Genomic DNA, 22,118 nt, shown 5'->3' with positions numbered 1-22,118 from the left:
TGACATGTCTACTGCCTCCACTTTGATTGACGGCCAGCCTGCGCCAACGCTGGACGCCATCCGCGAACTCGACGCGGCCCTGCGCCCCTATGTCTTCAGCACCCCAGTGCTGGACAAGAACGAGCTGTCCACACTGGTCGATACGCGGATCAACTTCAAGTTCGAACTGTTGCAGGCCAGCGGCACCTTCAAGGCGCGCGGCGCCTTTTCCAACCTGCTGGCCCTGAGCGAAGCCCAGCGTCAGGCCGGCGTGACCTGCGTCAGCGCCGGCAACCATGCCGTGGCCGTGGCCTATGCGGCGATGAAGTTCGGCATCAGCGCCAAGGTCGTGATGATCAAGACCGCCAGCCCCTTTCGCGTGGCGCTATGCCGGCAGTACGGCGCCGAAGTGGTGATGGCCGACAACGGCCCCGAGGCCTTCGAGAAAGTGCGCCAGATCGAGCAAGAGGAAGGCCGCTTTTTTGTCCATCCCTTCAATGGCTACCGCACGGTGCTGGGCACGGCCACGCTGGGGCTGGAGTGGGCCACGCAAGCCCCTGACCTGGACGCGGTAATCATCCCGATTGGCGGCGGTGGCCTCGCGGCCGGCGTGTCGGCAGCCTTCAAGCTGCTGCAACCCCATTGCAAGGTCTATGGCGTGGAGCCGGAAGGTGCCGACGGCATGGGGCAAAGCTTCCGGGCCGGCCACCCCCTCAAGCTGGGGCCACTGCAAGGCATTGCCGACAGCCTGATGGCGCCGCACACCGAAGCCTACAGCTATGAGCTGTGCCGCCAGAATATAGACCAGCTGGTGACTGTGTCCGACGACCAGATCCGGCGCGCCATGCTCGTTTTGTTTGAGGAACTCAAGCTCTCGCCCGAGCCGGCCTGCGCCACCGCCACGGCAGCGCTGCTGGGGCCGCTGCGCTCCGAGCTGGAAGGCAAGCGCGTCGGCGTGCTGCTGTGCGGCACCAACACCGATCTGGCCACGCTGACGCGCCATCTCGACGCGGCCCGCGCCCTGGCATGAGCACGGCCAGCCTGCCCTCTGTCCTGTTTCTGTCCCAGCAGGATGTGGCCCGCCTGCTGAGCGTGGCCGACTGCATAGAGGTGATGGCCGAGGCCATGGCAGCGCTGGCGCGCGGCGAGGTTCACCAGCCGCTGCGGCAGATTGTTCGCCCGCCCGATGCCAAGGGTCTGCTCGGCCTGATGCCGGCCTATATCGGCGGCAGTGACCCGGTTTACGGCGCCAAAACCGGCGGTTTTTTCCCCTCCAACAGCGCCATCGGCCTGGATCCCCATCAGGGCTGCGTGCTGCTTTTCAGCGGTGAGACCGGCGCCCTGCTGGCCGTCATGAACGCCGCCGAGATCACCGGCCTGCGCACGGCGGCCATGAGCGGTCTGGCGACCCGCCTGCTGGCCCAGCCCGAGGCGCACCGCCTGGCGCTGATAGGCTGCGGCCACCAGGCGCACTGGCAGTTGCAGGCGATGGCGGCGGTGCGGCCGCTCAGCTCGGTCAAGGTGGTTGGCCGCAGCCTGGCCAGCGCCCAGGCTTTCGTCGCGGCGCAGCAGCCGGCTTATGAATTTGAACTGGAAGCGGTGGCATCGGTTGAGGCGGCGGTGCGCGATGCCGACATCATCGTCACCGTCACCAGCGCCCGCGAGCCCATACTGCGGCGCGACTGGATCGCACCGGGCGCCCACATCAATGCGGTCGGCTCCAGCACGCCCTCGCACTGCGAGATCGAGCCGGCGCTGATGGGTCAGGCCTCGCTGTTTGTCGATCGCCGCGAATCCACCCTCAACGAATCCGGCGACTATCAGAATGCGGCGCACGCCGGTTTTGTCACGCCCGACAGCCTGCTGGCTGAAATCGGCGAGTTGCAGATCCGACGTCATCCCGGCCGCACACGCTCGGCGGAAATCACCCTGTTCAAGTCGCTGGGCATGGCGCTGGAAGACGTGGCGGCGGCCCGCTGGCTGTACCAGCGTGCCCGCGAGCAGCAAAGCGGCACCTGGATCAAGCCCTAAGCAGGCCTAGAGGCGCGGGCTGGCCCAAGCGCCAGCCGCAGCGCCACTCAATTCACCGCAAAACAGTAAAGCCGTCCGGCGCCGCCCGTGCTTTTCAGCGACTCCATGTCGCAGGCCTTTGTGGGATGCGAGGCGTTCCATGATTTGGATTCGGCATCGTCGCGCAGGCCTTGACGATCATGGTGGCCGACCATGGCCGAGCCCTCGCCGCTCTTGGTCCAGTTGCCGCAGGTCATGTCCTTGTCGCCCGCAAAAGCGCGGCCATTGGCCTGCGAGCCGGTCAGGATGTCATGGGTGTTGACGGGGTCGCTGCGGCCAGGGACGAGCTCGCCGGTTTCGGTCAAGGCGGTTTGCTTGTTGAGGTTGTTGTCGCCATGCAGTTCGTCCACATTGTTGGCAATCACCTCGCCCTTGGCATTTCTCCAGGGGCCGCGGCCAATGCGGTCGCGCGCATTGACGGCGGGAGCACCATCCATGGCGCTATTGCTCAGGTAGGCATGCCAGGTTCGGCTGCCCGCCCCGACGCTGCTGGCGAGCTGCTGGCAATATTGGTCAGCGCCGCTCAGGCCTCCAAGATCGGCGCCTTTGCCAGGATTGCCGCTGGTGACGAAAAATGACATGCTGCTGACACCTCCCGCACCGCCAGAGGGGGTTTGTGCGCAAGCACTCAAAGCCAGCATACCGGCCAGTATCACGAGCCGTGGAAATGCTGAAAATGCCTCTGCTGGATGCCTATTCTTCATGTTTTTGCTCCTCAGGCCTTGATGAAAAGGACTGGCAGAGTGTCAAGGCGATCAGCAGCGGCCAGTCTGCCTTTGAATAGGCCCAGCGCCACGGAGTTCCGCAACGCTGCCTCTGGGCCCAAGAAAAAGACCTTGCGGCGGCCGCCAGCCAGCCAGCCAGCCGCCGAGGCTAGCTCAGCTCGGCGGTGGGGCCGCGGCCCATCAGCAGGGCCACCGCCTGGTCCGGCCTTAGCCGCCCATCGAGCAGCGCTACCACGCTTTGCGCAATAGGCATGTCCACGCCCAGGCTGGCAGCGCGTTGCGCCACCGTGCGGGCGCAATAAACGCCCTCGGCCACATGACCCAGCGACTCGACCGCCTCGGCCAGCGTCTTGCCCTGGGCCAGCAACAAACCGACCTTGCGATTGCGGCTCAGATCGCCGGTGGCGGTCAGCACCAGATCACCCAGACCGGACAGGCCGGTAAAGGTTTCGGCACGAGCGCCCAGCGCCACGCCCAGACGGGTCATTTCGGCCAGGCCGCGCGTGATCAGCGCGGCACGGGCGTTCAGTCCGAGTTGCAGGCCGTCACACAGGCCGGTGGCAATCGCCAGCACGTTCTTGACGGCGCCGCCGACTTCGACGCCGACGATGTCGTCATTGGCATAGACGCGCAGGCTGGCATTGTGAAAAGCGGCGACCAGCGCATCGCGCACCTCGGCATGCTCGCTGGCGGCGACCAGCGCGGTCGGCTGGCCACGCGCCACTTCGAGTGCGAAGCTCGGGCCGCTCAGCACGCCCGCTCTCAAATTGATAGCTACCTGCGCCCGTACCTCATGGACCATCAGGCCAAAAGATGCTGAATTGGGGGTAGACGAGGCGACCGGGGCCTCAAAGCCCTTGCTCAGCCAGGCGACCGGCACAGCGGCGTGCTGCAGGCTTTGCAGCATGGTCCGCGCCGCAGAAACCGGCGTGGCCATGATGACGAGATCCTGCCCGGCCAGGGCTTGGGCAAACGAAGCTTCACCGCCCTGCAGCAGCAGGCGATCCGGCAGCGCGACGCCAGGCAGGTAGCGGCTGTTGGTCCGCTCTGTTTTCAGCGCCTTGATCAGCGCCGCATCGCGGGCCCACAGCGTGACTTGATGCCGCGGCGCGCTGTTGACGGCGAGTGCCGTGCCAAAGGCGCCCGCGCCAATAATCAGTATGTTCATGACGGCAAACCGGTTCGCCCGGAATACCCGGGACGACGCATCAGACGATGATTTGCGGTGCGGCCGGCGCAGCAGCTGCCTCCGCCTGTTGCTGCTGCTCGTACATGGCCTGGAAATTGATTTCGGCCAGGTGCACGGGCGGGAAACCGCCGCGCTGAATCACGTCGGCCACATTGCTGCGCAGGTAGGGGTAAACGATTTGCGGGCAGGCAATGCCCAAGAGAGCGCCCATCTGCTCGGCCTGGATGTTGCGGATTTCAAAAATTCCGGCTTGCTTGGCTTCCACCAGAAACACCGTCTTGTCGCCAATCTTGGTGTGCACAGTGGCCGTGACGCTGACTTCAAACAGGCCGTCGGCAACCGGGGCGGCATCCACACCCAACTGAATATCCACGCCTGGCTGCTCCTGGTTCAGCAGGATTTCCGGCGAATTGGGTTGCTCCAGCGACACGTCCTTGAGGTAAACGCGCTGGATCTGGAATACGGGATCAAGATTGGCTTCAGCCATGGTGTTCTTTCGTCAGGGTGCTAAAAAATCGAAAAGTAAAGCAAAGCCTGCGGCATGTACTGGCACATTGCCGCCAAATGGCAGGCAGGCTGAGGCGCATTATCTCAGGGCCACAGCCCCTTCTCAGGCGCCGGTTCAGGTCGTGGCTTGCGCGTTCAGCAAGGGCAGCAGGCCACCCCGGCCATCGAGCGCCACCAGATCATCACAACCGCCAACATGGGTGTCGCCGATGAAAATCTGCGGCACCGTGCGTCTTCCGGTGATTTCCATCATTTTCTGGCGCTCTCCCGTCACCATATCCACACGGATTTCATCAACTTCGGTGACGCCGCGTGCCTTCAGCAGCTGTTTGGCATGAATGCAGTAAGGGCAGGTGCCAGTGGTGTAAATCTTGACGGTTTGCATGGTCTCTTCGGGTCGTGCCGACAAGCGCCGGCAGGGTATTGAAAGGTCAGAACCCGCCGAAACGCTGTTCAACAACGCTCCGTCGGGTGACTCGACGTCAGGCCTTTTCAGGCCTTCTCGATGGGAAGATTAGCTTCTTTCCAGGCTTTGAGTCCGCCGCCCAGCGATTGGGCTTGCTCGTAACCAAGTTTTTTGGCAATCGCCACCGCGCGGCTGGAGCGCGCGCCACTGGCGCAAACCAGAATCAGCGGCAGGGTCTTGTTTTTCACCACGCCCGGCAGTTTCGCTTCCAGCTCATTGAGCGGCACGTTTTTAGCGCCTGTGAGGTGACCGGCGGCGAATTCCCCCTCATCACACACATCCACCACCACGGCTTTTTCACGGTTGATCAGCTGCACGGCCCCGCTGGGCGTCAGGGCGCCCGCATTCATACCGCTTGAAATCATGGGCCAAACCAGCATGCCACCCGAGGCGAGCGCTATCGAAATCAGCATCCAGTTGTCGATCAGAAATTTCACTTTAAACCTTTGTATGTTTTGCAACCAAGCGCTGATTTTAGAATGTAGGCAGTCAGCGCTTGATAAGCGATTTTTTAGCCCTTCCCACTTCCACCCAATTTCTCTCAAACGCCCCACACCATGTTCAAACTTGTGCTCATACGCCACGGCGAATCGACCTGGAATCTTGAAAACCGCTTTACCGGCTGGACCGACGTCGATCTGACCGAAACCGGCATTGCCCAGGCCAAAAATGCCGGCAAACTGCTCAAGGAAGAAGGCTATGACTTCGATCTGGCCTATACCAGCGTGCTCAAGCGCGCCACCCGCACGCTCTGGCACACGCTCGACGAGATGGACCGCACCTGGCTGCCCGTGGTGCACAGCTGGCGACTCAACGAACGGCATTACGGTGCCCTGCAGGGGCTGAACAAGGCTGAAACCGCCAAAAAATACGGCGACGAGCAAGTACTGGTCTGGCGCCGCAGCTACGACACGCCGCCACCGCCGCTGGACGCCAACGACGAACGCTGCGAGCGCGGCGACCGGCGCTATGCCAAGCTGACGCCCGAGCAGCTCCCTCTGACCGAGTGCTTGCAAGACACCGTGGCACGCGTGCTGCCCTTCTGGAACGAATCCATCGCACCGGCCATCAAGCTCGGCAAACGCGTCGTGGTGGCGGCGCACGGGAACTCCATACGCGCGCTGGTGAAATACCTGGACAAGGTCTCGGACAGCGACATCGTCGGCCTCAACATCCCCAACGGTATTCCGCTGGTGTATGAGCTGGATGCAGACCTCCAGCCGCTGCGCAGCTACTACCTGGGCGACGCCGAAGCGGCGGCAAAAGCCGCAGCGGCCGTGGGAGCACAGGGCAAAGCCTGATTGCAGGCCGGCGTTTTGGCGTCGTTTTTTGTAAAAATCCTGTAAATATCGGCGCTCACGACACATTTGCGGCGCTCACACAGCGCTGGCGACGGAACTGTGTCGCGGGGCTATTCTCCAAGGTGTATATTGCTCCAGATACGAAGGAGCAAGGGCTCCTTAACAGGCTTACGAAGGTATTTTTATGGGTCAAAAGCTCAAGGCAGCAGGCTGGATTTCAATCGGTGCCATGGCGGGAGCTCTCGCCACCGTGCAACTACAAGCTGTCGCGCGCGGCGGTCTTGCGCCCTTGCCGCTGGAAGAGCTACAACAGCTCGCAGCCGTTTTCGGCATGGTCAAGACCGACTATGTCGAGCCGGTTGACGAAAAGAAACTGATTACCGACGCCATTTCGGGCATGGTTTCCAGCCTGGATCCGCATTCGGTCTACTTCGACAAGAAGTCGTACAAGGAATTCCGGGAAGGCACCTCCGGTCGCTTTGTCGGCGTCGGTATCGAGATCACCCAGGAAGACGGGTTGGTCAAGGTGGTGTCACCGATCGAAGGCTCACCCGCCGATCGCGCCGGCCTCAAGCCCAACGATCTGATTACCCGCATCGATGACACCGCCGTCAAGGGCCTGAGCCTGAACGAAGCGGTCAAGAAAATGCGCGGCGAGCCCAAAACCAAGGTGCTGCTGACAATTTTCCGCAAGGATGAAAACCGCACCTTTCCGGTCACGATTGTTCGCGAAGAGATTCGCACCCAGTCAGTGCGCGGTAAGGTGATAGAGCCCGGCTACGCCTGGATTCGCCTGAGTCAGTTCCAGGAACGCACGGTAGGCGACTTCGTCACCAAAATGGAACAAATCTATAAGCAGGAGCCCAACCTCAAGGGTCTGGTGCTGGACCTGCGCAACGACCCGGGCGGCTTGCTCAATGCCGCCGTTGCCGTATCAGCGGCCTTCCTGCCCGAAAACGTGACCGTGGTCTCCACCAACGGCCAGCTGGCCGAAAGCAAATTCACCTATAAAGCTTCGCCCGAGTTCTACCAACTCCGCAGTGGTACCGACCCGCTCAAGGGCCTGCCCGCAGCGCTCAAGACGGTGCCGCTGGTGGTACTGGTCAATGAAGGTTCGGCCTCTGCCAGCGAAATCGTGGCCGGCGCCCTGCAAGACCACAAACGCGCCACCGTCATGGGCAATCAGACCTTTGGCAAGGGCTCGGTGCAAACCGTTCGTCCGCTAGGTCCCGACACCGGCATCAAGCTGACCACCGCGCGCTACTACACCCCCAGCGGGAAATCGATCCAGGCGCGCGGCATTGTGCCCGATGTGATGGTCGACGAAACCGCCGAAGGCAGTCCGTTTGCCGCGTTGCGCACCCGGGAAGCCGACCTTGATAAACACCTCAATAGCGGTCAAGGTGCGGAGGTCAAGGATGCTGGCCGGGAAAAAGCCCGAGAAGAAGCACTGAAGCGGCTGGAAGAAGAAGCCAAAAAAACGCCTGAGCTGCGTCGGCCACCGGAACTTGGCAGTGACAAGGACTTCCCGCTGGCGCAAGCCATCAATCAGCTCAAGGGTCGCCCCGTTCTGGTCAGCAAGACCGCCGTGGTCGAGCCCAAGAACGAGAAAAAAGAAAACTAAAAACCGAAGCGGGCTGACGGCCCATCCACCTCCGTGACCCTCGCATCGGCCTGTACACAGCCGTGGGGCGGTCATGGATTTGCCTTGAGCCGCTTTACCTCATGAACGACGAACAGCTGCTCCGCTATTCCCGCCATATCCTGCTCGACGAGATCGGTATCGAAGGCCAGGAAAAACTGCTGGCTTCTCACGCGCTCATCATCGGCGCCGGCGGCCTGGGCTCTCCGGTCGCCCTGTACCTGGGCAGTGCAGGCGTAGGCCGCATCACCATCGTCGACCATGATCGGGTGGACGCCACCAACTTGCAGCGGCAGATCGCCCACAATCTGGCGCGCATCGGTGAATTCAAGGCCGAATCGGTGCGTCAGTCAGTCGCCGCCATCAACCCCGACGTGAAAGTCATCCCCGTCACCGAGCGGGCTGATGACACCTTGCTTGACAAACTGGTGCAGGAGGCCGACCTGGTACTCGACTGCACCGACAACTTTGCCACCCGCCATGCCATAAACCGCGCCTGCGTCAGGAACCGCAAGCCGCTGGTTTCGGGGGCGGCCATCCGCTTTGACGGACAGGTGTCGGTTTATGACGCACGCAACGCGCAATCGCCTTGCTACGCCTGCATTTTTCCGGAGTCGGACTCGCTGGAAGAAACCGCCTGCGCCACCATGGGCGTCTTTGCCCCGCTGGTCGGCATCGTGGGTACCGTGCAGGCAGCCGAGGCATTGAAGCTGCTGTGCGGTATCGGGCAGCCGCTGACCGGGCGCCTGCTGCTGCTGGACGGCCGCGGCATGGAGTGGAACGAAATGAAGCTGGCACGCAATATTGGGTGCACAGTCTGCGGCACGCCTTAAATTAATCACAACATCGGAATATTCCTACAAGCACAGGCCTTACCCGCTGGCACAGTAAGCTGCAAAGCCCAGATACATTAAGAAACTAGGCGGATCTGAATTGAGAGCTATTTCTCATCGTCGGCAAACCGCGCCCCCACACGGATCTGAGCAGTGCGACTGAAAACTTACATCATCGAAGACAACCCTACCATTCGGGAAAATCTGATTGGTACGCTTGAGGAGCTGGCATGCGTTCACGCCGTAGGCAGTGCCGACACCGAAAATGATGGCAAGGCCTGGCTGACCGAAAATCGCAACGAATGGGATTTGGCCATCGTTGACCTGTTTCTAAAGCAAGGCAGTGGCTTGGGCGTGATTGCCGCTTGTAAAGGCCGCCCCGCCCGACAAAAAGTCGTGGTGCTCAGCAACTATGCCACGTCAGATATCCGTCAGCGCTGCGCCCAATTGGGCGTTGATGCGGTGTTCGACAAATCCAATGAAATTGACGCGCTGGTGGATTACTGCCTTCTGCAGAGCGCCAATCCCAATTGACATCAGTCGATCAGCCCGTTTTTGAGGGCGTAGTAGGTGAGATCGCTGTTGGAGGCAAGGCTCATCTTTTCCATAACACGGGTTCGATAAGTGCTGACTGTTTTCACGCTCAGCGACAGCGCCTTGGCAATATCGCCAGCCGTTTCCCCTTTGGCCAACTTCAGAAAGACCTGAAACTCCCGCTCGGACAGCTGTTCATGGGCAGCCACATCCTTGGGGCGGTTCAGTTGTTGCGCCAACAGTTCGGCCACTGCAGGCGTGATGTAGCGCTTGCCCAGGGAAATCACGCGAATGGCATCGACAATTTCCGACGGATCGCATTCCTTGTTCAGGTAGCCGCTGGCGCCCTGGCGAATCAAATTCACCGCGTAATGCTCTTCCGGGTAGCCGCTCAAAATCAAAATGCCCACATCGGGCGCCTTGGCGCGAATCATGGCTAGCGCATCAATACCGCTCTGGCCCGGCATCGACAGGTCCATTACCAAAATATCCAGCTCGACATTGCGCACCAGATCAATCGCCTCGCGGCCGCTGGCGGCCTCGCCGACGACGCGAAGATCGACCTGATCCGAAAAGAACTGCTTGAGTCCCGATCGCACAATGGCATGGTCATCCACAATTCCAATTTTTATCATGTCGCAGTCTTTCCTAAAGCCTGTGCAAGCGGGCCACGCAATGCGAAAAACAGCCCACCCAAACAGTTGTATTGATTCCCAGCACCCATTATTGACGAGTTGCCCAGCCTGGCGCTAACCGGAGTTCCCCATGAGTCCATTTACCCTACCCAGAATGGCCATCAGCCTGCCCCTGGCCGTGTTGGCTGCAGCCATCCTTATTTTCATCAATGAGGCAAGTTTCAGACAATCCACGGCGGCCACTGCCACCATCGAAGAGGCGCAAAAAACCCGGGTGGCCATCAATACGCTGGTGGAACACATGCTGGACGCGGAAACCGGACAGCGCGGCTATCTGTTGACGGGCGATGCGCGCTATCTGGAGCCCTATAACACCGCCACTGCAGACATTGATCAGAATGTGGACACCCTGCGCCAGCTTTTCACCCCCTACCCCGAGCAGCTCACCGAATTTGGCGTCTTGACCCGACATGTCGCGCGCAAGCTGGCCGAAATGGACCTGAGCGTACGCATGCGCAAAGAGGGCAATGAAGACGCCTGGAAATTTGTCCTGACCACAGATGTCGGCAAGGAGCAAATGGAGGCCATCCGTGCACAAGCCGCCAAGCTGGCTGCCACCAGCAGCAGCAAAATGGCCTTGGGACAAACCCAGATCAAAAAAACTTTGCAGCTGTCCCGCATCGGCATTGCCACCATGGCCCTGGCCGGTTTGCTGGCGTTTTACATGTATCTTCTGCAAACCAAGGCCTTGCTCGCCGCCGGCCTGCGCGAGCAGGAAACGCTGCAGCGAGAGCGCGACTTGCTGGAAACGCAAGTGCGGGAACGCACTGCCGCGCTGGCCAAGCTGGCGACCCATTTGCAAAACGTACGCGAGGATGAACGCGGCCACCTGGCACGCGAACTGCACGACGAACTGGGCTCACTCCTGACCGCCGCCAAACTGGACGTGGCCAGACTGAAGTCGCGCCTGGCAGGCACCGTACCGGAGGCAGCCGAGCGCCTGGTGCATCTGACCGGCACGCTGAACAGCGGGATTGCCCTGGCGCGGCGGATTGTCGAGGACTTGCGCCCCTCTTCGCTCTCGCACCTCGGGCTGATGGCTTCGCTTGAAATTTTGGCCCGGGAATTTGAGGAACGCTCAGGATTGCTGATCACGACCGATCTGGAACCGGTCGAACTCGGCGGCTCGGCCCAGTTGACCATTTACCGACTGGTGCAGGAATCGCTGACCAATATCGGCAAGTATGCGCAAGCCAGCCAGGCAGAAATCAGCATGCACAACTTCGAGGGCTACATCCGCGTTGAGGTCAAGGACAACGGCAAGGGTTTCAAGCTGAACAGCGTAGGACCAACGAGTCACGGCCTGGCAGGCATGCGCCACCGCGTCGATGCGGCCGGTGGCCGGCTGACCGTCACCAGCACCGTGGGCAGCGGCACGCAGATTGCGGCCGTGCTGCCCAAGTCCAGTTGAACCGCCGAAGCGTTGATTCAGGACCATAGCACCAGCTATGAGCTCAAGGTGACGTAACAAAATGTCAGCCGCCTCCTACAGTGCCTCCCCCCTGAAACTGACAGGGGCACAAGCCCGCAGCCGATGAGGGAAAGTCAACAAGCTCCTTAAGCTGGCAGCAGGCCTCTCGAAAAAGAAGCCCCTGCTAGCGCTTCCACCAAGGAGATTGAGATGTTGCACTATTCCGTTGTTTTTCTGATCGTCGCACTGATCGCCGCCGTGTTCGGCTTTGGCGGTATTGCGGCCGGTGCCGTTGAGATCGCCAAAATTCTTTTCTTCATCTTCGCGATCATGGCCATCGTCAGCTTTGTCATGGGCTTGCTCAAAAAGAACTGAGCGCCCTTGATAGCGAGTTGCCTGCCGGCCTCCAACCCTCTTTATTGCGCCACAAGCGTTCAATCAACCTGCCAAGGACCTCAACATGAATACACATAGCGCCACCCAAACCGCCCGTGACATCCTGCCCGCCATGCGCCATGCCTCCGACGACTTGCTGCAAAGCGCCGGCAAAGCCATAGACCCGGTGGTGGACAAGCTGGCGTCAACAGCGCAATCGCTGGCACGCCATAGCCTGGACATGGCCTCGGACGCCAAGGACCACGCAGAACGATCCCTCAAACACGCCAGCCGGGCCACCACACGTTATGTGGCCGACCAGCCCCTGCGCTCGGTGCTGATTGCCGCTGCAGTGGGTGCCGGACTGGCTTGGCTGATTGCCAGTTCACGCCAGCGTCGTCAAAACCGTTATTGACGGCTCAGGCTGATTGGCCGAGACTTCAAAGACTAAAAAAAGGGCGCAGGTCGATCAGCGTGGTGCCGTTAATCGACAAGCTATTACAACTTTGCACCAGTTCAGTTCAATCGAATCAAAAAGGAAAAATAACATGAAATATGCTCGCGCAATTGCATTCGCCGCCCTGGCAGGCATCACCATCATCGGCAGCGGCTGTGCCGTTGGGCGAGGCCAGGAAACCGCCGGAGCCTATGTTGACGATGCGGCCATCACGACCGCCGTCAAGGCCAAGTTTGTTAGCGACAAAACGGTGTCAGCCATGTCCATCAGCGTTGAAACGCTCAATGGCACGGTTCAGCTGTCCGGTTTTTCCAAGACATTGGCCGAGAAAAATCAGGCAGAGTCCCTGGCCCGTAGCGTGAAGAACGTCAAGAACGTGCGCAACGACATCGTCGTTCGTCCTTAAGCACGTCTTGCACACTTGCGCCACCTGAAGTGGCCAGAAACAAAGGCAAGCGATGGAACTTTCCATCACTTGCCTTTTTCATGGGGGCTGGCATGGCCAGGAGCCAAGAGGTTCCGGCCAGTGGCAGGCTTAACCTGCGTTCACCACCAGCTTGTTATCCACCGAGTTCACGCCCTTGACCGCTTTGGCAAGGCTGCCGGCCTTATCGCGGGCGGCGTCTGTGGGGGCCGTGCCATTAAGGGTGACCGCGCCATTTTTTGTGTCCACATTGATCTTGAAGGCACTCAGGTCAGGGTCTTTGGCCAGTCCGGCAGAAACAGCAGCCGTGATGCTCATGTCATCCACCTTGTCACCAACCTGGCTGGCGGCCTCTTTAGTCGCTGTCTCGGCTTTCTGAGCGGCATCTTTCAGCGCCACCTCTGCGTTGGCCAGGGTACTTTCGGTTTTGGCCTTGGCTTGCTCGGCGGCCTGCTCGGTTTTCGCGATGGCCGAGTCAACTTGCTGACCTGCTGATGAAGATGTAGCCTGATCTTGCTTGCCGCAGGCACTCAAGACCAGCGCCAAGGCCAATGAACTGATTACCAGCAGTGGCTTGCTGTCAAGCCCGTGGGTTGGCGAATGGTTTGAAGCTTGTTGTTTCATGGGTAACCTCCTGGGAGTGAAAAATAGACACACGCCTCGCCGCCTCTCAAACAGGCACAGCGTGCGGCTCAAAGCGGTGATGCTGACATCACGCGTTTTCACTTTAGCCAGTCTGCTGACGACAGCACGTCAGCATTGGCCGAAATGGCCGTAGGAAAAATACCCTAGGCCCCGGCGTCAGCCACCTAAAAGTAGCAGCTACCGTGCTGTTGTCGAAACACGCGTGGGTGAATGGCAGGCGCCGCACCAGTTGGCGAGAACAAGCCGCGCTGCGCCGCCTGCGCCCGGCCTTGCTGCAAAGCATAGGGGCCAGCATGGCCACGATAGCGATAAGACCAGGCCAGCCCTTGCGCGACCATCCACTGTCCCTGGTCCTCACCCTTCAACACAATCCGCGCCAGCAGGCGACCATAGTCATCATGGCGCCTGCCATGAACCATCACGCGCTGGCCCAAGCTTCGGCGCTTGAGCGCGTCGCGCGACAAATAGCCCCCAGTCTGGCAAATCTCGGGCGCGTCAATGCCATCGATACGAACCCTGACCGGCTTGCCGCCACCGGACGGGCGCACCTGAACGGTGTCGCCGTCCAGCACCTGGGTCACCACACCCGACCACTTCGCCGGCAGCGCTGCGGCCGACCAGGCCGGCGCACCCCAGGCCAACAGCAGGGTACAGCCAAACAGCGCCAATGCTTGGACCTTGCAAAGCAGTCGTTGGCTTTTCATTTACTATGGAATCAATAGCGTTTGGCGCTTGACCTGATTGGGCTAGAGGCCTAAATCGTCCTTAATAACGCCAGTGACTCGGCCAGCAAGACTGGTGGCGATGTCAACGGATATTCTTGAAGCGTCATGAGCGTGGCCTGATAGACAGTGATGGCCTCAATATACTGTACAAATCAACAGCATCGATAGCCAATCATCCTTGGCCAGCCCAGGCCTGCGATCAGTGACCGCAAGTCACCTCAGGCCGTCACAATCCAGCCTTCCAACGGGTCCATGGCCGCTGGCAAGCCATAGCGCGGGGCGCCCTGCTGCTGCGCCCAAGCCGCCTGCAACAGGCACAGCACGGCGTCCAAGCTGTCGCCGCTGGCATCGTCAACCAGGGCGTCGCGCTGGGCGTGGCTCAGCTTCAGGCGCAGGCCCAGCCGCGACTGTCCGTGTTCCAGCGCGGTGATCAAGTCCTTGCGTGCAATCAGGCGCTCTGGCGTCTGTTTCGCCTTGTCGTCGCTTTTATAGGAGCGCTGGCCCAGAATTTCGCGCGCCAGCAAGCCTGGGTAGCCTTCCAGCGCGACGCGCTGGCCATCCCCCTGGTGCAGGCCAGGCAGATGTACGCCGGCCGCCAGCAGGCGCGGCACGCCGGCGTGCAGCATATAGGCCAAGGGCGGATTGACCCATTTCATGGAGGGGCTGGAGCCGGCGGGGATGTCGGTGGCGCGGTGCGCAAACTTTTGCCCGACCGGGCGCGCATCGCAAAAGGCGGCAAAGGTGTCGCGAATCTGGAGCCGACTCAGGGCCGCGTAATGGCGGATCAGATCTGGCCAGGCCTCGGGCCAGGCCAGTTGCGCCACCAGTTCGCGCGGCAGGCCAAAGGGAAAATCAAAGGCCCCGATCCAGGCACACGGCTGGCGCAGCCACTGCTCAAAACCGTCCAGCGATTCGATACGCTCAAGCCCGGCCAGCAGCACCCGCCCCTTGGCGGCCGAACCCTGGGCCAGCACAATCGGCTTGCGGCGGCTGGGGCTGCTGGAGAAGTCGCAGCCCACCAAAAGTTCGGAGCTCATCGCCGCCCACCTCAACCCAAGGCCAGCGCCATCACGCCGGCGCCTATGCAGGCGGCGCCCAGCAGGCGCAGCTTGCGCTCGCCCTCGCCCAGCAAATGCCCGCCCAGCAGCGCCGCAAACAGCATGGAAACCTCACGCGCCGGCGCGACATGCGACAGCGGCGCGGTCTTCATGGCATACAACACCAGCACATAAGAGACGGGACTGATGATGCCGACCACCAGGGCATATTTCCATTGACGGCGCCAGAGCACCGCAGCCGCTGGCACATCGCGCAAAACCGTAGGCAGCAAAAACACCAGACGCACGAAGTTGCCGATGTAGTCGAGCAGTATGGGCGACATCAACAGCAGCTTGACCGCATAGCCATCCACCACCGTATAGCTGGCGATAAAGGCGCCGGTCAGCAAGCCGTAAATCATGCCCTTGCGCACCCGCTGACGCTTGGACGGCTCATGTGAGGCACGCCACAAGCCCGGACCTCCGGCAATCAGAAAAACGCCGCCGACCACGCCGGCAATGCCCGCCAGGCCCAGCGCGGAAATCTGCTCGCCCAGCAACACCACCGCGACCAGCGAGGACAGCAGCGGCCCCGAGCCGCGGGCCAGCGGATAGACCACGGTGAGATCGGCCTTGCGGTAGCCGCGCAGCAAGGTCACGTAATAGACGGTGTGCAGCAGCGCGCTGGCGCACAGCACCAGCCACTCCGTCAGCCCCCAGCGCGGCAACTCTTCTATGCCCAGCCAGATGCCCAGCGGCGCCCACACCACCGCCATCACCAGGCCGGTGAAGGTCGCGAAGCGCGCATCGCCGCCGGCCTTTTTGGCGGCGATATTCCAGCAGGCGTGAATCAGCCCGGCAATCAGCACCAGGGCAAGAGCGTTAAAGGACATGGAAAAGCGTAGGGGAAAAGCAGCATGCAGGCGTCAGGGCGCTTGCGGGTGCCACGCAGGCAGCGAAGGCCTGCGCGACGGTTTTGGCAGATATTTTCAGGCGCGGCCAATGATGGCGGCCGTGGCCATCAACTCTTCCAGCAGCGCCAGCGACACCTTGCCCGACACCGCATAAGGGTCGAGCTCTGGCTTTTCCGAATACTTCAGCAAGATGGAGTGATTCAGCTTGAGCAGGTTGACCTGGCCCATGGTCCAGCCGCCAAAGCGACGCTCCGAAATTTCTTCGTAATGCAGCAAGGCCACGTCCTTGTGACGCGAATCGCGCTGGATATGGCCGTACAAGTCGCTGACCGCCATGCGGCCGCCTTCAATGGCCTGCAGGAAAATGCCGCCGCCGTAGCAAAGAATGCCGGTGATGCCGCAGGTCGGGTTGTACTGGCGCGACTGGGCCAGGATGGCCTCTATGGCACCCGGGCTGGTATCCACGGCGCGGCTGGCATAGAGCAGGCGAACTAACATGGGATTAACCTTTCCGTGGAATGAGGGCGAGAAACTCACGGCGCAGCGTCGGGTCCTTCAGGAACACGCCGCGCATGACCGAATTGATCATCTTGCTGTCCATGTCCTTGACGCCGCGCCAAGCCATGCAGTAGTGGCTGGCTTCCATCACGATGGCCAGGCCGTCGGGCTGGGTTTTTTCCATGATCAGGTCGGCCAGTTGCACCACCGCCTCTTCCTGGATTTGCGGCCGCCCCATTACCCACTCGGCCAGACGGGCGTATTTGGACAGGCCGATCACATTGGTGTGCTCGTTGGGCATGACGCCAATCCAGATCTTGCCTATCACCGGGACGAAATGGTGCGAGCAGGCACTGCGCACGGTAATCGGACCGACGATCATCAGCTCGTTGAGATGCTCGGCGTTGGGGAACTCGGTGATGGCGGGCGGCTGCACATAGCGGCCCTTGAACACTTCGTTGAGGTACATCTTGGCCACGCGGCGCGCGGTGTTGTTGGTGTTGTGGTCGCCAACGGTGTCTATGACCAGGCTGTCGAGCACGCCCTGCATCTTGACTTCCACCTCATCCAACAATTTCTCCAACTCACCTGGCTGCAGGAACTCGGAAATGTTGTCGTTGGCATTGAAGCGTTTGCGGGCCAGGGCCAGGCGCTCACGAATTTTGACGGAAACTGGCGTACCTTCGTCGCTGCTGTCCTGCGCTGGCGTGGTGGATTTCATAAGCATGCCCAGATATTACCAGCCTGACCCAAAACGGTCTTGGCCCGGGATTAAGACCATTTTAGGCCGCTAGCGCTTACGCCACGGGCGGCAATAGCTATTAATTTAATAGCAATCATCGCGCTTGCTGACGCAAGTAAAACACCTCTATGGCGGCGCCCGCTCAATAACGCTGGCCGGCCACCAGCAGCGCCAGTCGGACCAGGGTGTAAGCCACCCAGCCCTGCAGACGCAGACCCAGGGGCCGCCGACTGTAGGTGGCGGGATCAATACGGTGCCCCTGAGCGGCCATGGCCTGTAACAAGCGGCCCCGCAGGTCTTCGGCAAAGGCCTTGTCATCTATCACCACATTGGCCTCGCGCGCCAGCAGCAGGCTTAGCGGGTCAAGGTTGGACGAGCCCACCGTTGCCCAATGCCCGTCCACCACCGCCACCTTGGCATGAAGAAAACTGGTTTCGTATTCATGGATTTCCACCCCCGCGGCCAGCAGCGCGCCATACACCGGCCGCGCCGCGTGGTATTGCATGAAGTATTCGTAACGGCCCTGCAGCAGCAAGGTCACACGCACGCCGCGTTTGGCCGCACGTATCAGGGCACGGCGCAGCTTGCCGCCGGGCAGGAAATAGGCATTGGCAATGATCACTTCGCGCCTGGCCCGGCCAATCGCCTTGCGGTAAGCGCGCTCTATGCTGGCGCGATTGCGCAGGTTGTCGCGCAATACCAGCGCCGCCCTGGGAAAGGGTACGCCGGCTGGCGCGGCACGCGCGCCCAGCGCCGGATTGGCGAGCCGCCGGGTGTCGGTGCGGCCACCGTAACCGGCGGCCTTGAAGCTTTCCCAGGCGTCGCTGAGATGGCGCATGCGCGCGCTGTAGCCGGCCTGAACGCGCCACCAGAGCAGGGCCACGGCCTCGGCCGCGTCGGCGGTCACCGGCCCGCCCGTCACGGCCACGGAAAAATCAAAGCGCGGTGCCTGCAGCTGGCCATGGTTGGGGTCGTAAAAATCATCCAGCACGTTGATGCCGCCGCAAAACACCATGCGCTGGTCCACCACGCACAGCTTGCGGTGCAAGCGGCGCCAGCGCTCCGGCACCAGCCAGCCGAGCAAGCCCGTCAGCGGTGAATAGCGGAACCACTCGACACCCGCGTCGCTGAATTTCTTCTCCCAGGCGGCCGGCAAGGGGTCTGTGCCAATCGCATCCACCAGCACCTGCACCATCACCCCGCGCTGCGCCGCTCGCACCAGGGCCTCGGCCACATCCGCGCCGGCGCCGTGAAAGTCAAAAATGTAGGTTTCCAGCTGTATCCAGGTTGTCGCAGCATCAAAAGCCTTGATCAGTGCCGGGAAGAGCGCCTGCCCACCCTGGAGCAATTGCAGCGCTTCGGACTTCTGGAGTGGGGGCATGGGTGGGTGGCAGGTGGTCGTGTGATGGGTGACTGGAGATGCGTCCATTTAAACCCAACACCCGACATTTGCCTATCCGACGCTGCCCGAAGGGCTGGCGCAAGACCCCTCCTGTCTCAATCTGGCACGGATGGGCACTGCTCGGCGCCCATCAACAGCGTCTGGCCCTCAAGCCATGAAGCGCGGCAGCAGCAAGATCGCTTCCGCATTGGACGGCGAGAAACACAAATCGGCGGCGGCGTCATGCGGCAACCACTGCCAGGCCGTGTGCTCGCGCGGGTTCAGGCTCACCTGGCAAGGGCCGGGCAGGCACAGGCCAAACACCTGCTCGGTGTTGTGCGTGACCCCAGGCGCATAACGGTGGCGCCAGACTGGGTAGATCTCGTAGATGTTGGTCAAGGCCCAGTCGTGCAAGCGGTCCGCCGTGGCGACAATGCCGGTTTCCTCTTGCACCTCGCGCAGCGCCGTCTGCCGGGCGGGCTCGTCCAGGCTGTCCTTGGAGCCCGTCACGCTTTGCCAGAAACCGGGCTGGCCGGCACGCTCTATCAGCAGCACCTCAAGCTGCGGCGTGTAAATGACGACCAGCACCGACTCGGGGATCTTGAACATGCTCACAAACCGCCTCCTTTGCGCTAGTGGCAAGCGCTGATGGCACAGCCAAACAAAAACAGCCCCGTGAAGGGGCTGTAGATGACACGCCGCGAAAGCGTGTGGGTCATTTAGACCGGCTGCGGATTGCGCAGGCGGATGTGCAGTTCGCGCAACTGCTTTTCATCCACCGGGCTGGGAGCGTGCGTCAGCAAGCACTGCGCGCGCTGGGTCTTGGGGAAGGCAATCACGTCGCGGATGGACTCGGCGCCCGTCATCATGGTGACGATGCGATCCAGACCAAAGGCCAGGCCACCATGCGGTGGCGCGCCGTATTGCAACGCATCGAGCAGAAAGCCGAACTTTTCCTGCGCTTCTTCAGGGCCTATTTTCAGGGCGCTAAAGACCTTGCTCTGCACCTCGGCGCGATGGATACGGACCGAGCCGCCACCGAGCTCCCAACCGTTGAGCACCATGTCGTAGGCCTTGGCGATGCACTTGCCGGGATCGGTGTCCATCCAGTCTTCATGGCCATCTTTGGGCGCGGTGAAGGGGTGGTGCACGGCGCTCCAGCGGTTGTTTTCCTCGTCGTGTTCGAACATCGGGAAATCAACCACCCACAGCGGCTTCCAGCCCTTGGTGAACAGGCCCGTCTTTTTGCCGAACTCGCTGTGGCCGACCTTCAGGCGCAGCGCACCTATGCTGTCGTTGACGATCTTGCCCTTGTCGGCGCCGAAGAAAATCAGGTCGCCATTCTGCGCGCCGGTGCGCTTCAGGATTTCGGCAATCGCCGCATCGTGAATATTCTTGACGATGGGGCTTTGCAGGCCTTCGCGACCCTTGCTGACATCATTCACCTTGATCCAGGCCAGACCCTTGGCACCGTAGATCTTGACGAACTCGGTGTAGCCGTCAATCTCGCCGCGGCTCATTTCCGAGCCGCCCGGCACACGCAAACCGACCACGCGGCCGCCCGGAGTGGTAGCTGGTGCGCTGAAGACCTTGAAGTCCACATCGGCCATGACATCGGTCAGCTCGGTGAACTCCAGGTTCACGCGCAGGTCGGGCTTGTCGGAGCCGAAGCGGTGCATGGCATCGGCGTAAGCCATGACCGGGAACTCGCCCAGATCGGTGTCCAGCACGGTCTTGAAAATGTTGCTGATCATGCCCTGGAACATGTCGCGGATTTCCTGCTCGCCCAGGAAAGATGTTTCGATATCGATCTGGGTGAATTCAGGCTGGCGGTCGGCGCGCAGATCTTCGTCGCGGAAGCACTTGGTGATCTGGTAGTAGCGGTCATAGCCGGCCACCATCAACAACTGCTTGAACAGCTGCGGGCTTTGCGGCAGCGCGAAGAACTGGCCTTCGTTAACGCGGCTGGGCACCAGGTAATCGCGCGCGCCTTCGGGCGTGCTCTTGGTCAGCATGGGGGTTTCAATGTCGATGAAACCGTTGGCATCGAGAAACTTGCGCGTTTCCATGGCCACGCGGTAACGCAGCATCAGGTTGTTTTGCATGTAGGGGCGGCGCAGGTCCAGCACCCGGTGCGTCAAACGCGTGGTCTCCGACAGGTTGTCGTCATCGAGCTGGAACGGCGGCGTGACGCTGGCGTTCAGCACGATCAGCTCATGGCACAAGACCTCGATCTTGCCGCTTTTCAGGCCTTCGTTGGTCGTGCCTTCGGGACGCGCGCGCACGACACCCTTGACCTGAACGCAAAACTCATTGCGCACGTCTTCGGCGATCTGGAACATCTCGGCGCGGTCCGGGTCACACACCACCTGCACATAGCCCTCGCGGTCGCGCAGATCAATGAAGATCACGCCGCCATGATCGCGCCGACGGTTGACCCAGCCACACAGGCTGACGGTTTGGCCCGTGAGGCTCTCGGTCACCAGACCGCAATAGGTGGAACGCATTTGGGAAACGATAGCCATAAGAAATACTCAGATTTTCAGCGCTGCTGCGCCGTTTACAGGGGAGGATTGAGGGGTTGAACGGCGGGCTTGGGAGGCACCACAACGCCCATGGAGATCACATAGGTCAGCGCCTGATCGACACTCATATTGAGCTCGATACAGTCGGTTTTTTTCAGCATCACGAAATAGCCGCCGGTCGGGTTGGGCGTTGTCGGAACATAAACGCTCAGGTAGTCGCCATGCAGGTGATTGACCACGTCGCCACCAGGCACACCGGTCAAAAAGCCTATCGTCCAGACGCCTTCACGCGGCCACTGCACCAGCAAGGCCTGACGAAAAGCATTGCCGCTCTCGGAAAACAGGGTGTCCGAGACCTGCTTCACGCTGGAATAGATGGAACGCACAATCGGAATGCGGCGCAGCAGCAAATTGCCCCAGCCGCCCAATTTTTTGCCCAGAAAATTGCTGGCGATGGCACCCATCACCAAAATAATCAGCAGCGTCAGCAGCACGCCGAAGCCGGGAATGTGAACACCCAACAGCTTGTCGGGGTGCCAGGCACCGGGAAGAATCAGCAGCGTCTGATCCAGCGTGGCCACAATCCAGTTGAGCACCGCCAGGGTGATGGCCAGCGGCACCAGCACCAGCAAGCCAGCCAGCAACCAGCGGCGAATCGAGCCCATCATGCGGCCTTGGCCGAGGCCTCGCTGCTTGAGCTCTTGCTGACGGGGGCCACTGCCGCCGGCGCAGGGGTGGACGCGGCCGGCGCAGCGACAGCGGCACCGCTATCGGCTGCCTTGCTGTCCGTCCCTGCCGCTTCAGTGGTGGCAGGCTTGACGGCCGGCGCCCCGGTGTTGCCACCGCGGAAGTCCGTCACATACCAGCCGGACCCCTTGAGCTGAAAACCCGCTGCCGTGACCTGCTTCTTGAAGCTGGGCGTTGCGCATTCCGGGCAATCCGTCAAAGGCGCATCTGACATTTTTTGCAGGACGTCCTTGGCAAAGCCACAGGACTCGCATTTATAGGCGTAGATTGGCATGGTGCTAAAGCTCGTGTCGTGG

The 22,118-nt window shown here is 61.2% G+C and carries 27 protein-coding genes; 10 read left to right on the top strand and 17 right to left on the bottom strand.

The window, feature by feature from the left end:
• The first annotated feature begins 4 nt into the window (after positions 1 to 4).
• Both BM160_RS00915 and BM160_RS00910 read left to right on the top strand, forming a co-directional pair.
• Complete coding sequence (locus BM160_RS00915) at positions 5 to 1,009, top strand: threonine/serine dehydratase (RefSeq protein WP_091998940.1); 1,005 nt, start codon at positions 5 to 7, stop codon at positions 1,007 to 1,009.
• The gene (locus tag BM160_RS00910) at positions 1,006 to 2,010 is read left to right on the top strand and encodes an ornithine cyclodeaminase family protein (RefSeq protein WP_091998938.1); all 1,005 of its coding nucleotides are present in this window, start codon (positions 1,006 to 1,008) and stop codon (positions 2,008 to 2,010) included. The genes BM160_RS00915 and BM160_RS00910 overlap by 4 nt, the downstream gene beginning before the upstream one ends.
• Before the next feature lie 47 nt (positions 2,011 to 2,057).
• On the opposite strand, the gene BM160_RS00905 is transcribed toward BM160_RS00910, so the two are convergent.
• The 5 genes from BM160_RS00905 to BM160_RS00885 all read right to left on the bottom strand — a co-directional run bounded on the left by BM160_RS00905 (position 2,058) and on the right by BM160_RS00885 (position 5,373).
• On the bottom strand, positions 2,058 to 2,753 hold the full coding sequence (locus tag BM160_RS00905) for a hypothetical protein (RefSeq protein ID WP_091998935.1): 696 nt from the start codon (positions 2,751 to 2,753) through the stop codon (positions 2,058 to 2,060).
• Between the two features lie 169 nt (positions 2,754 to 2,922).
• Entirely contained in the window at positions 2,923 to 3,942 is a 1,020-nt protein-coding gene (locus BM160_RS00900; protein ID WP_091998932.1) for an NAD(P)H-dependent glycerol-3-phosphate dehydrogenase, read from the bottom strand.
• 40 nt (positions 3,943 to 3,982) lie between these two features.
• Positions 3,983 to 4,450 carry a protein-export chaperone SecB gene (secB, locus tag BM160_RS00895; RefSeq protein WP_091998929.1) on the bottom strand — a complete coding sequence of 156 codons (468 nt, stop codon included), beginning with the start codon at positions 4,448 to 4,450 and terminating at the stop codon, positions 3,983 to 3,985.
• A 135-nt stretch (positions 4,451 to 4,585) separates the two neighbouring features.
• Positions 4,586 to 4,855 (bottom strand): glutaredoxin 3, encoded by a 270-nt coding sequence (gene grxC / locus BM160_RS00890; protein ID WP_091999403.1) that lies wholly within the window; start codon positions 4,853 to 4,855, stop codon positions 4,586 to 4,588.
• A 107-nt stretch (positions 4,856 to 4,962) separates the two neighbouring features.
• The gene (locus BM160_RS00885) at positions 4,963 to 5,373 is read right to left on the bottom strand and encodes a rhodanese-like domain-containing protein (protein WP_091998926.1); all 411 of its coding nucleotides are present in this window, start codon (positions 5,371 to 5,373) and stop codon (positions 4,963 to 4,965) included.
• 120 nt (positions 5,374 to 5,493) lie between these two features.
• Here BM160_RS00885 and gpmA point away from each other — a divergent pair, with 120 nt between their 5' ends.
• The 4 genes from gpmA to BM160_RS00865 all read left to right on the top strand — a co-directional run bounded on the left by gpmA (position 5,494) and on the right by BM160_RS00865 (position 9,246).
• A complete protein-coding gene (gene gpmA / locus BM160_RS00880; RefSeq protein WP_091998921.1) occupies positions 5,494 to 6,237 on the top strand; it encodes a 2,3-diphosphoglycerate-dependent phosphoglycerate mutase in 744 nt (247 codons plus the stop codon).
• Between the two features lie 184 nt (positions 6,238 to 6,421).
• Entirely contained in the window at positions 6,422 to 7,861 is a 1,440-nt protein-coding gene (locus BM160_RS00875) for a S41 family peptidase (protein WP_091998918.1), read from the top strand.
• A 101-nt stretch (positions 7,862 to 7,962) separates the two neighbouring features.
• Positions 7,963 to 8,712 (top strand): HesA/MoeB/ThiF family protein, encoded by a 750-nt coding sequence (locus tag BM160_RS00870; RefSeq protein ID WP_091998915.1) that lies wholly within the window; start codon positions 7,963 to 7,965, stop codon positions 8,710 to 8,712.
• 153 nt (positions 8,713 to 8,865) lie between these two features.
• On the top strand, positions 8,866 to 9,246 hold the full coding sequence (locus BM160_RS00865; RefSeq protein WP_091998911.1) for a response regulator: 381 nt from the start codon (positions 8,866 to 8,868) through the stop codon (positions 9,244 to 9,246).
• A gap of 2 nt (positions 9,247 to 9,248) precedes the next feature.
• Here BM160_RS00865 and BM160_RS00860 read toward each other — a convergent pair whose 3' ends face one another.
• Positions 9,249 to 9,881, bottom strand: coding sequence for a response regulator (locus BM160_RS00860; protein ID WP_091998908.1), 633 nt, complete (start codon positions 9,879 to 9,881; stop codon positions 9,249 to 9,251).
• Between the two features lie 130 nt (positions 9,882 to 10,011).
• Between BM160_RS00860 and BM160_RS00855 the strand changes: the two genes are divergently transcribed.
• The 4 genes from BM160_RS00855 to BM160_RS00840 all read left to right on the top strand — a co-directional run bounded on the left by BM160_RS00855 (position 10,012) and on the right by BM160_RS00840 (position 12,590).
• On the top strand, positions 10,012 to 11,352 hold the full coding sequence (locus BM160_RS00855) for a sensor histidine kinase (RefSeq protein WP_255368505.1): 1,341 nt from the start codon (positions 10,012 to 10,014) through the stop codon (positions 11,350 to 11,352).
• A 210-nt stretch (positions 11,353 to 11,562) separates the two neighbouring features.
• Positions 11,563 to 11,727 (top strand): DUF1328 domain-containing protein, encoded by a 165-nt coding sequence (locus BM160_RS00850; protein ID WP_091998900.1) that lies wholly within the window; start codon positions 11,563 to 11,565, stop codon positions 11,725 to 11,727.
• Between the two features lie 85 nt (positions 11,728 to 11,812).
• Entirely contained in the window at positions 11,813 to 12,142 is a 330-nt protein-coding gene (locus BM160_RS00845; protein WP_091998896.1) for a DUF883 family protein, read from the top strand.
• A gap of 133 nt (positions 12,143 to 12,275) precedes the next feature.
• The gene (locus tag BM160_RS00840) at positions 12,276 to 12,590 is read left to right on the top strand and encodes a BON domain-containing protein (protein ID WP_091998893.1); all 315 of its coding nucleotides are present in this window, start codon (positions 12,276 to 12,278) and stop codon (positions 12,588 to 12,590) included.
• A 129-nt stretch (positions 12,591 to 12,719) separates the two neighbouring features.
• On the opposite strand, the gene BM160_RS00835 is transcribed toward BM160_RS00840, so the two are convergent.
• The 11 genes from BM160_RS00835 to BM160_RS00785 all read right to left on the bottom strand — a co-directional run bounded on the left by BM160_RS00835 (position 12,720) and on the right by BM160_RS00785 (position 22,096).
• The gene (locus BM160_RS00835; protein WP_369821732.1) at positions 12,720 to 13,334 is read right to left on the bottom strand and encodes a BON domain-containing protein; all 615 of its coding nucleotides are present in this window, start codon (positions 13,332 to 13,334) and stop codon (positions 12,720 to 12,722) included.
• A gap of 83 nt (positions 13,335 to 13,417) precedes the next feature.
• On the bottom strand, positions 13,418 to 13,957 hold the full coding sequence (locus tag BM160_RS00830; RefSeq protein WP_091998885.1) for a thermonuclease family protein: 540 nt from the start codon (positions 13,955 to 13,957) through the stop codon (positions 13,418 to 13,420).
• Between the two features lie 239 nt (positions 13,958 to 14,196).
• Positions 14,197 to 15,015, bottom strand: coding sequence for a DUF429 domain-containing protein (locus BM160_RS00825; RefSeq protein ID WP_091998881.1), 819 nt, complete (start codon positions 15,013 to 15,015; stop codon positions 14,197 to 14,199).
• Positions 15,016 to 15,026: 11 nt separating this feature from the next.
• Complete coding sequence (locus BM160_RS00820) at positions 15,027 to 15,908, bottom strand: EamA family transporter (protein ID WP_091998878.1); 882 nt, start codon at positions 15,906 to 15,908, stop codon at positions 15,027 to 15,029.
• Positions 15,909 to 16,004: 96 nt separating this feature from the next.
• Complete coding sequence (locus BM160_RS00815) at positions 16,005 to 16,427, bottom strand: BLUF domain-containing protein (RefSeq protein WP_091998874.1); 423 nt, start codon at positions 16,425 to 16,427, stop codon at positions 16,005 to 16,007.
• Between the two features lie 4 nt (positions 16,428 to 16,431).
• Positions 16,432 to 17,154, bottom strand: a complete 723-nt coding sequence (gene folE, locus BM160_RS00810; RefSeq protein ID WP_091998871.1) for a GTP cyclohydrolase I — start codon at positions 17,152 to 17,154, stop codon at positions 16,432 to 16,434.
• A 157-nt stretch (positions 17,155 to 17,311) separates the two neighbouring features.
• Positions 17,312 to 18,550: a cardiolipin synthase ClsB gene (gene clsB / locus BM160_RS00805; protein WP_091998866.1), complete on the bottom strand. Its 1,239-nt coding sequence runs from the start codon at positions 18,548 to 18,550 to the stop codon at positions 17,312 to 17,314.
• A 168-nt stretch (positions 18,551 to 18,718) separates the two neighbouring features.
• Entirely contained in the window at positions 18,719 to 19,159 is a 441-nt protein-coding gene (gene nudB / locus BM160_RS00800; RefSeq protein ID WP_091998862.1) for a dihydroneopterin triphosphate diphosphatase, read from the bottom strand.
• A gap of 110 nt (positions 19,160 to 19,269) precedes the next feature.
• Positions 19,270 to 21,075 (bottom strand): aspartate--tRNA ligase, encoded by a 1,806-nt coding sequence (gene aspS, locus BM160_RS00795; protein WP_091998859.1) that lies wholly within the window; start codon positions 21,073 to 21,075, stop codon positions 19,270 to 19,272.
• A 35-nt stretch (positions 21,076 to 21,110) separates the two neighbouring features.
• On the bottom strand, positions 21,111 to 21,740 hold the full coding sequence (locus tag BM160_RS00790) for a DUF502 domain-containing protein (protein WP_091999400.1): 630 nt from the start codon (positions 21,738 to 21,740) through the stop codon (positions 21,111 to 21,113).
• On the bottom strand, positions 21,740 to 22,096 hold the full coding sequence (locus BM160_RS00785; RefSeq protein WP_091998856.1) for an FmdB family zinc ribbon protein: 357 nt from the start codon (positions 22,094 to 22,096) through the stop codon (positions 21,740 to 21,742). Before BM160_RS00785 ends, BM160_RS00790 begins: the two co-directional genes overlap by 1 nt.
• Between the last annotated feature and the right edge of the window lie 22 nt (positions 22,097 to 22,118).

Source organism: Polaromonas sp. OV174 (genome assembly GCF_900112285.1).
Lineage (GTDB): Bacteria > Pseudomonadota > Gammaproteobacteria > Burkholderiales > Burkholderiaceae_C > Polaromonas.
The sequence above is the reverse complement of the archived record's forward strand: the minus strand, read 5'-3'. Positions and strand labels throughout refer to the sequence as shown.

Coding starts and splice junctions, on each gene's coding strand:
- BM160_RS00915 (WP_091998940.1), top strand. CDS start 5: ATGTCTACTGCCTCCACTTTGATTGACGGCCAGCCTGCGCCAACGCTG.
- BM160_RS00910 (WP_091998938.1), top strand. CDS start 1,006: ATGAGCACGGCCAGCCTGCCCTCTGTCCTGTTTCTGTCCCAGCAGGAT.
- BM160_RS00905 (WP_091998935.1), bottom strand. CDS start 2,753: ATGAAGAATAGGCATCCAGCAGAGGCATTTTCAGCATTTCCACGGCTC.
- BM160_RS00900 (WP_091998932.1), bottom strand. CDS start 3,942: ATGAACATACTGATTATTGGCGCGGGCGCCTTTGGCACGGCACTCGCC.
- secB (WP_091998929.1), bottom strand. CDS start 4,450: ATGGCTGAAGCCAATCTTGATCCCGTATTCCAGATCCAGCGCGTTTAC.
- grxC (WP_091999403.1), bottom strand. CDS start 4,855: ATGCAAACCGTCAAGATTTACACCACTGGCACCTGCCCTTACTGCATT.
- gpmA (WP_091998921.1), top strand. CDS start 5,494: ATGTTCAAACTTGTGCTCATACGCCACGGCGAATCGACCTGGAATCTT.
- BM160_RS00875 (WP_091998918.1), top strand. CDS start 6,422: ATGGGTCAAAAGCTCAAGGCAGCAGGCTGGATTTCAATCGGTGCCATG.
- BM160_RS00870 (WP_091998915.1), top strand. CDS start 7,963: ATGAACGACGAACAGCTGCTCCGCTATTCCCGCCATATCCTGCTCGAC.
- BM160_RS00860 (WP_091998908.1), bottom strand. CDS start 9,881: ATGATAAAAATTGGAATTGTGGATGACCATGCCATTGTGCGATCGGGA.
- BM160_RS00855 (WP_255368505.1), top strand. CDS start 10,012: ATGAGTCCATTTACCCTACCCAGAATGGCCATCAGCCTGCCCCTGGCC.
- BM160_RS00850 (WP_091998900.1), top strand. CDS start 11,563: ATGTTGCACTATTCCGTTGTTTTTCTGATCGTCGCACTGATCGCCGCC.
- BM160_RS00845 (WP_091998896.1), top strand. CDS start 11,813: ATGAATACACATAGCGCCACCCAAACCGCCCGTGACATCCTGCCCGCC.
- BM160_RS00840 (WP_091998893.1), top strand. CDS start 12,276: ATGAAATATGCTCGCGCAATTGCATTCGCCGCCCTGGCAGGCATCACC.
- BM160_RS00830 (WP_091998885.1), bottom strand. CDS start 13,957: ATGAAAAGCCAACGACTGCTTTGCAAGGTCCAAGCATTGGCGCTGTTT.
- BM160_RS00825 (WP_091998881.1), bottom strand. CDS start 15,015: ATGAGCTCCGAACTTTTGGTGGGCTGCGACTTCTCCAGCAGCCCCAGC.
- BM160_RS00820 (WP_091998878.1), bottom strand. CDS start 15,908: ATGTCCTTTAACGCTCTTGCCCTGGTGCTGATTGCCGGGCTGATTCAC.
- BM160_RS00815 (WP_091998874.1), bottom strand. CDS start 16,427: ATGTTAGTTCGCCTGCTCTATGCCAGCCGCGCCGTGGATACCAGCCCG.
- folE (WP_091998871.1), bottom strand. CDS start 17,154: ATGCTTATGAAATCCACCACGCCAGCGCAGGACAGCAGCGACGAAGGT.
- clsB (WP_091998866.1), bottom strand. CDS start 18,550: ATGCCCCCACTCCAGAAGTCCGAAGCGCTGCAATTGCTCCAGGGTGGG.
- nudB (WP_091998862.1), bottom strand. CDS start 19,159: ATGTTCAAGATCCCCGAGTCGGTGCTGGTCGTCATTTACACGCCGCAG.
- aspS (WP_091998859.1), bottom strand. CDS start 21,075: ATGGCTATCGTTTCCCAAATGCGTTCCACCTATTGCGGTCTGGTGACC.
- BM160_RS00790 (WP_091999400.1), bottom strand. CDS start 21,740: ATGGGCTCGATTCGCCGCTGGTTGCTGGCTGGCTTGCTGGTGCTGGTG.
- BM160_RS00785 (WP_091998856.1), bottom strand. CDS start 22,096: ATGCCAATCTACGCCTATAAATGCGAGTCCTGTGGCTTTGCCAAGGAC.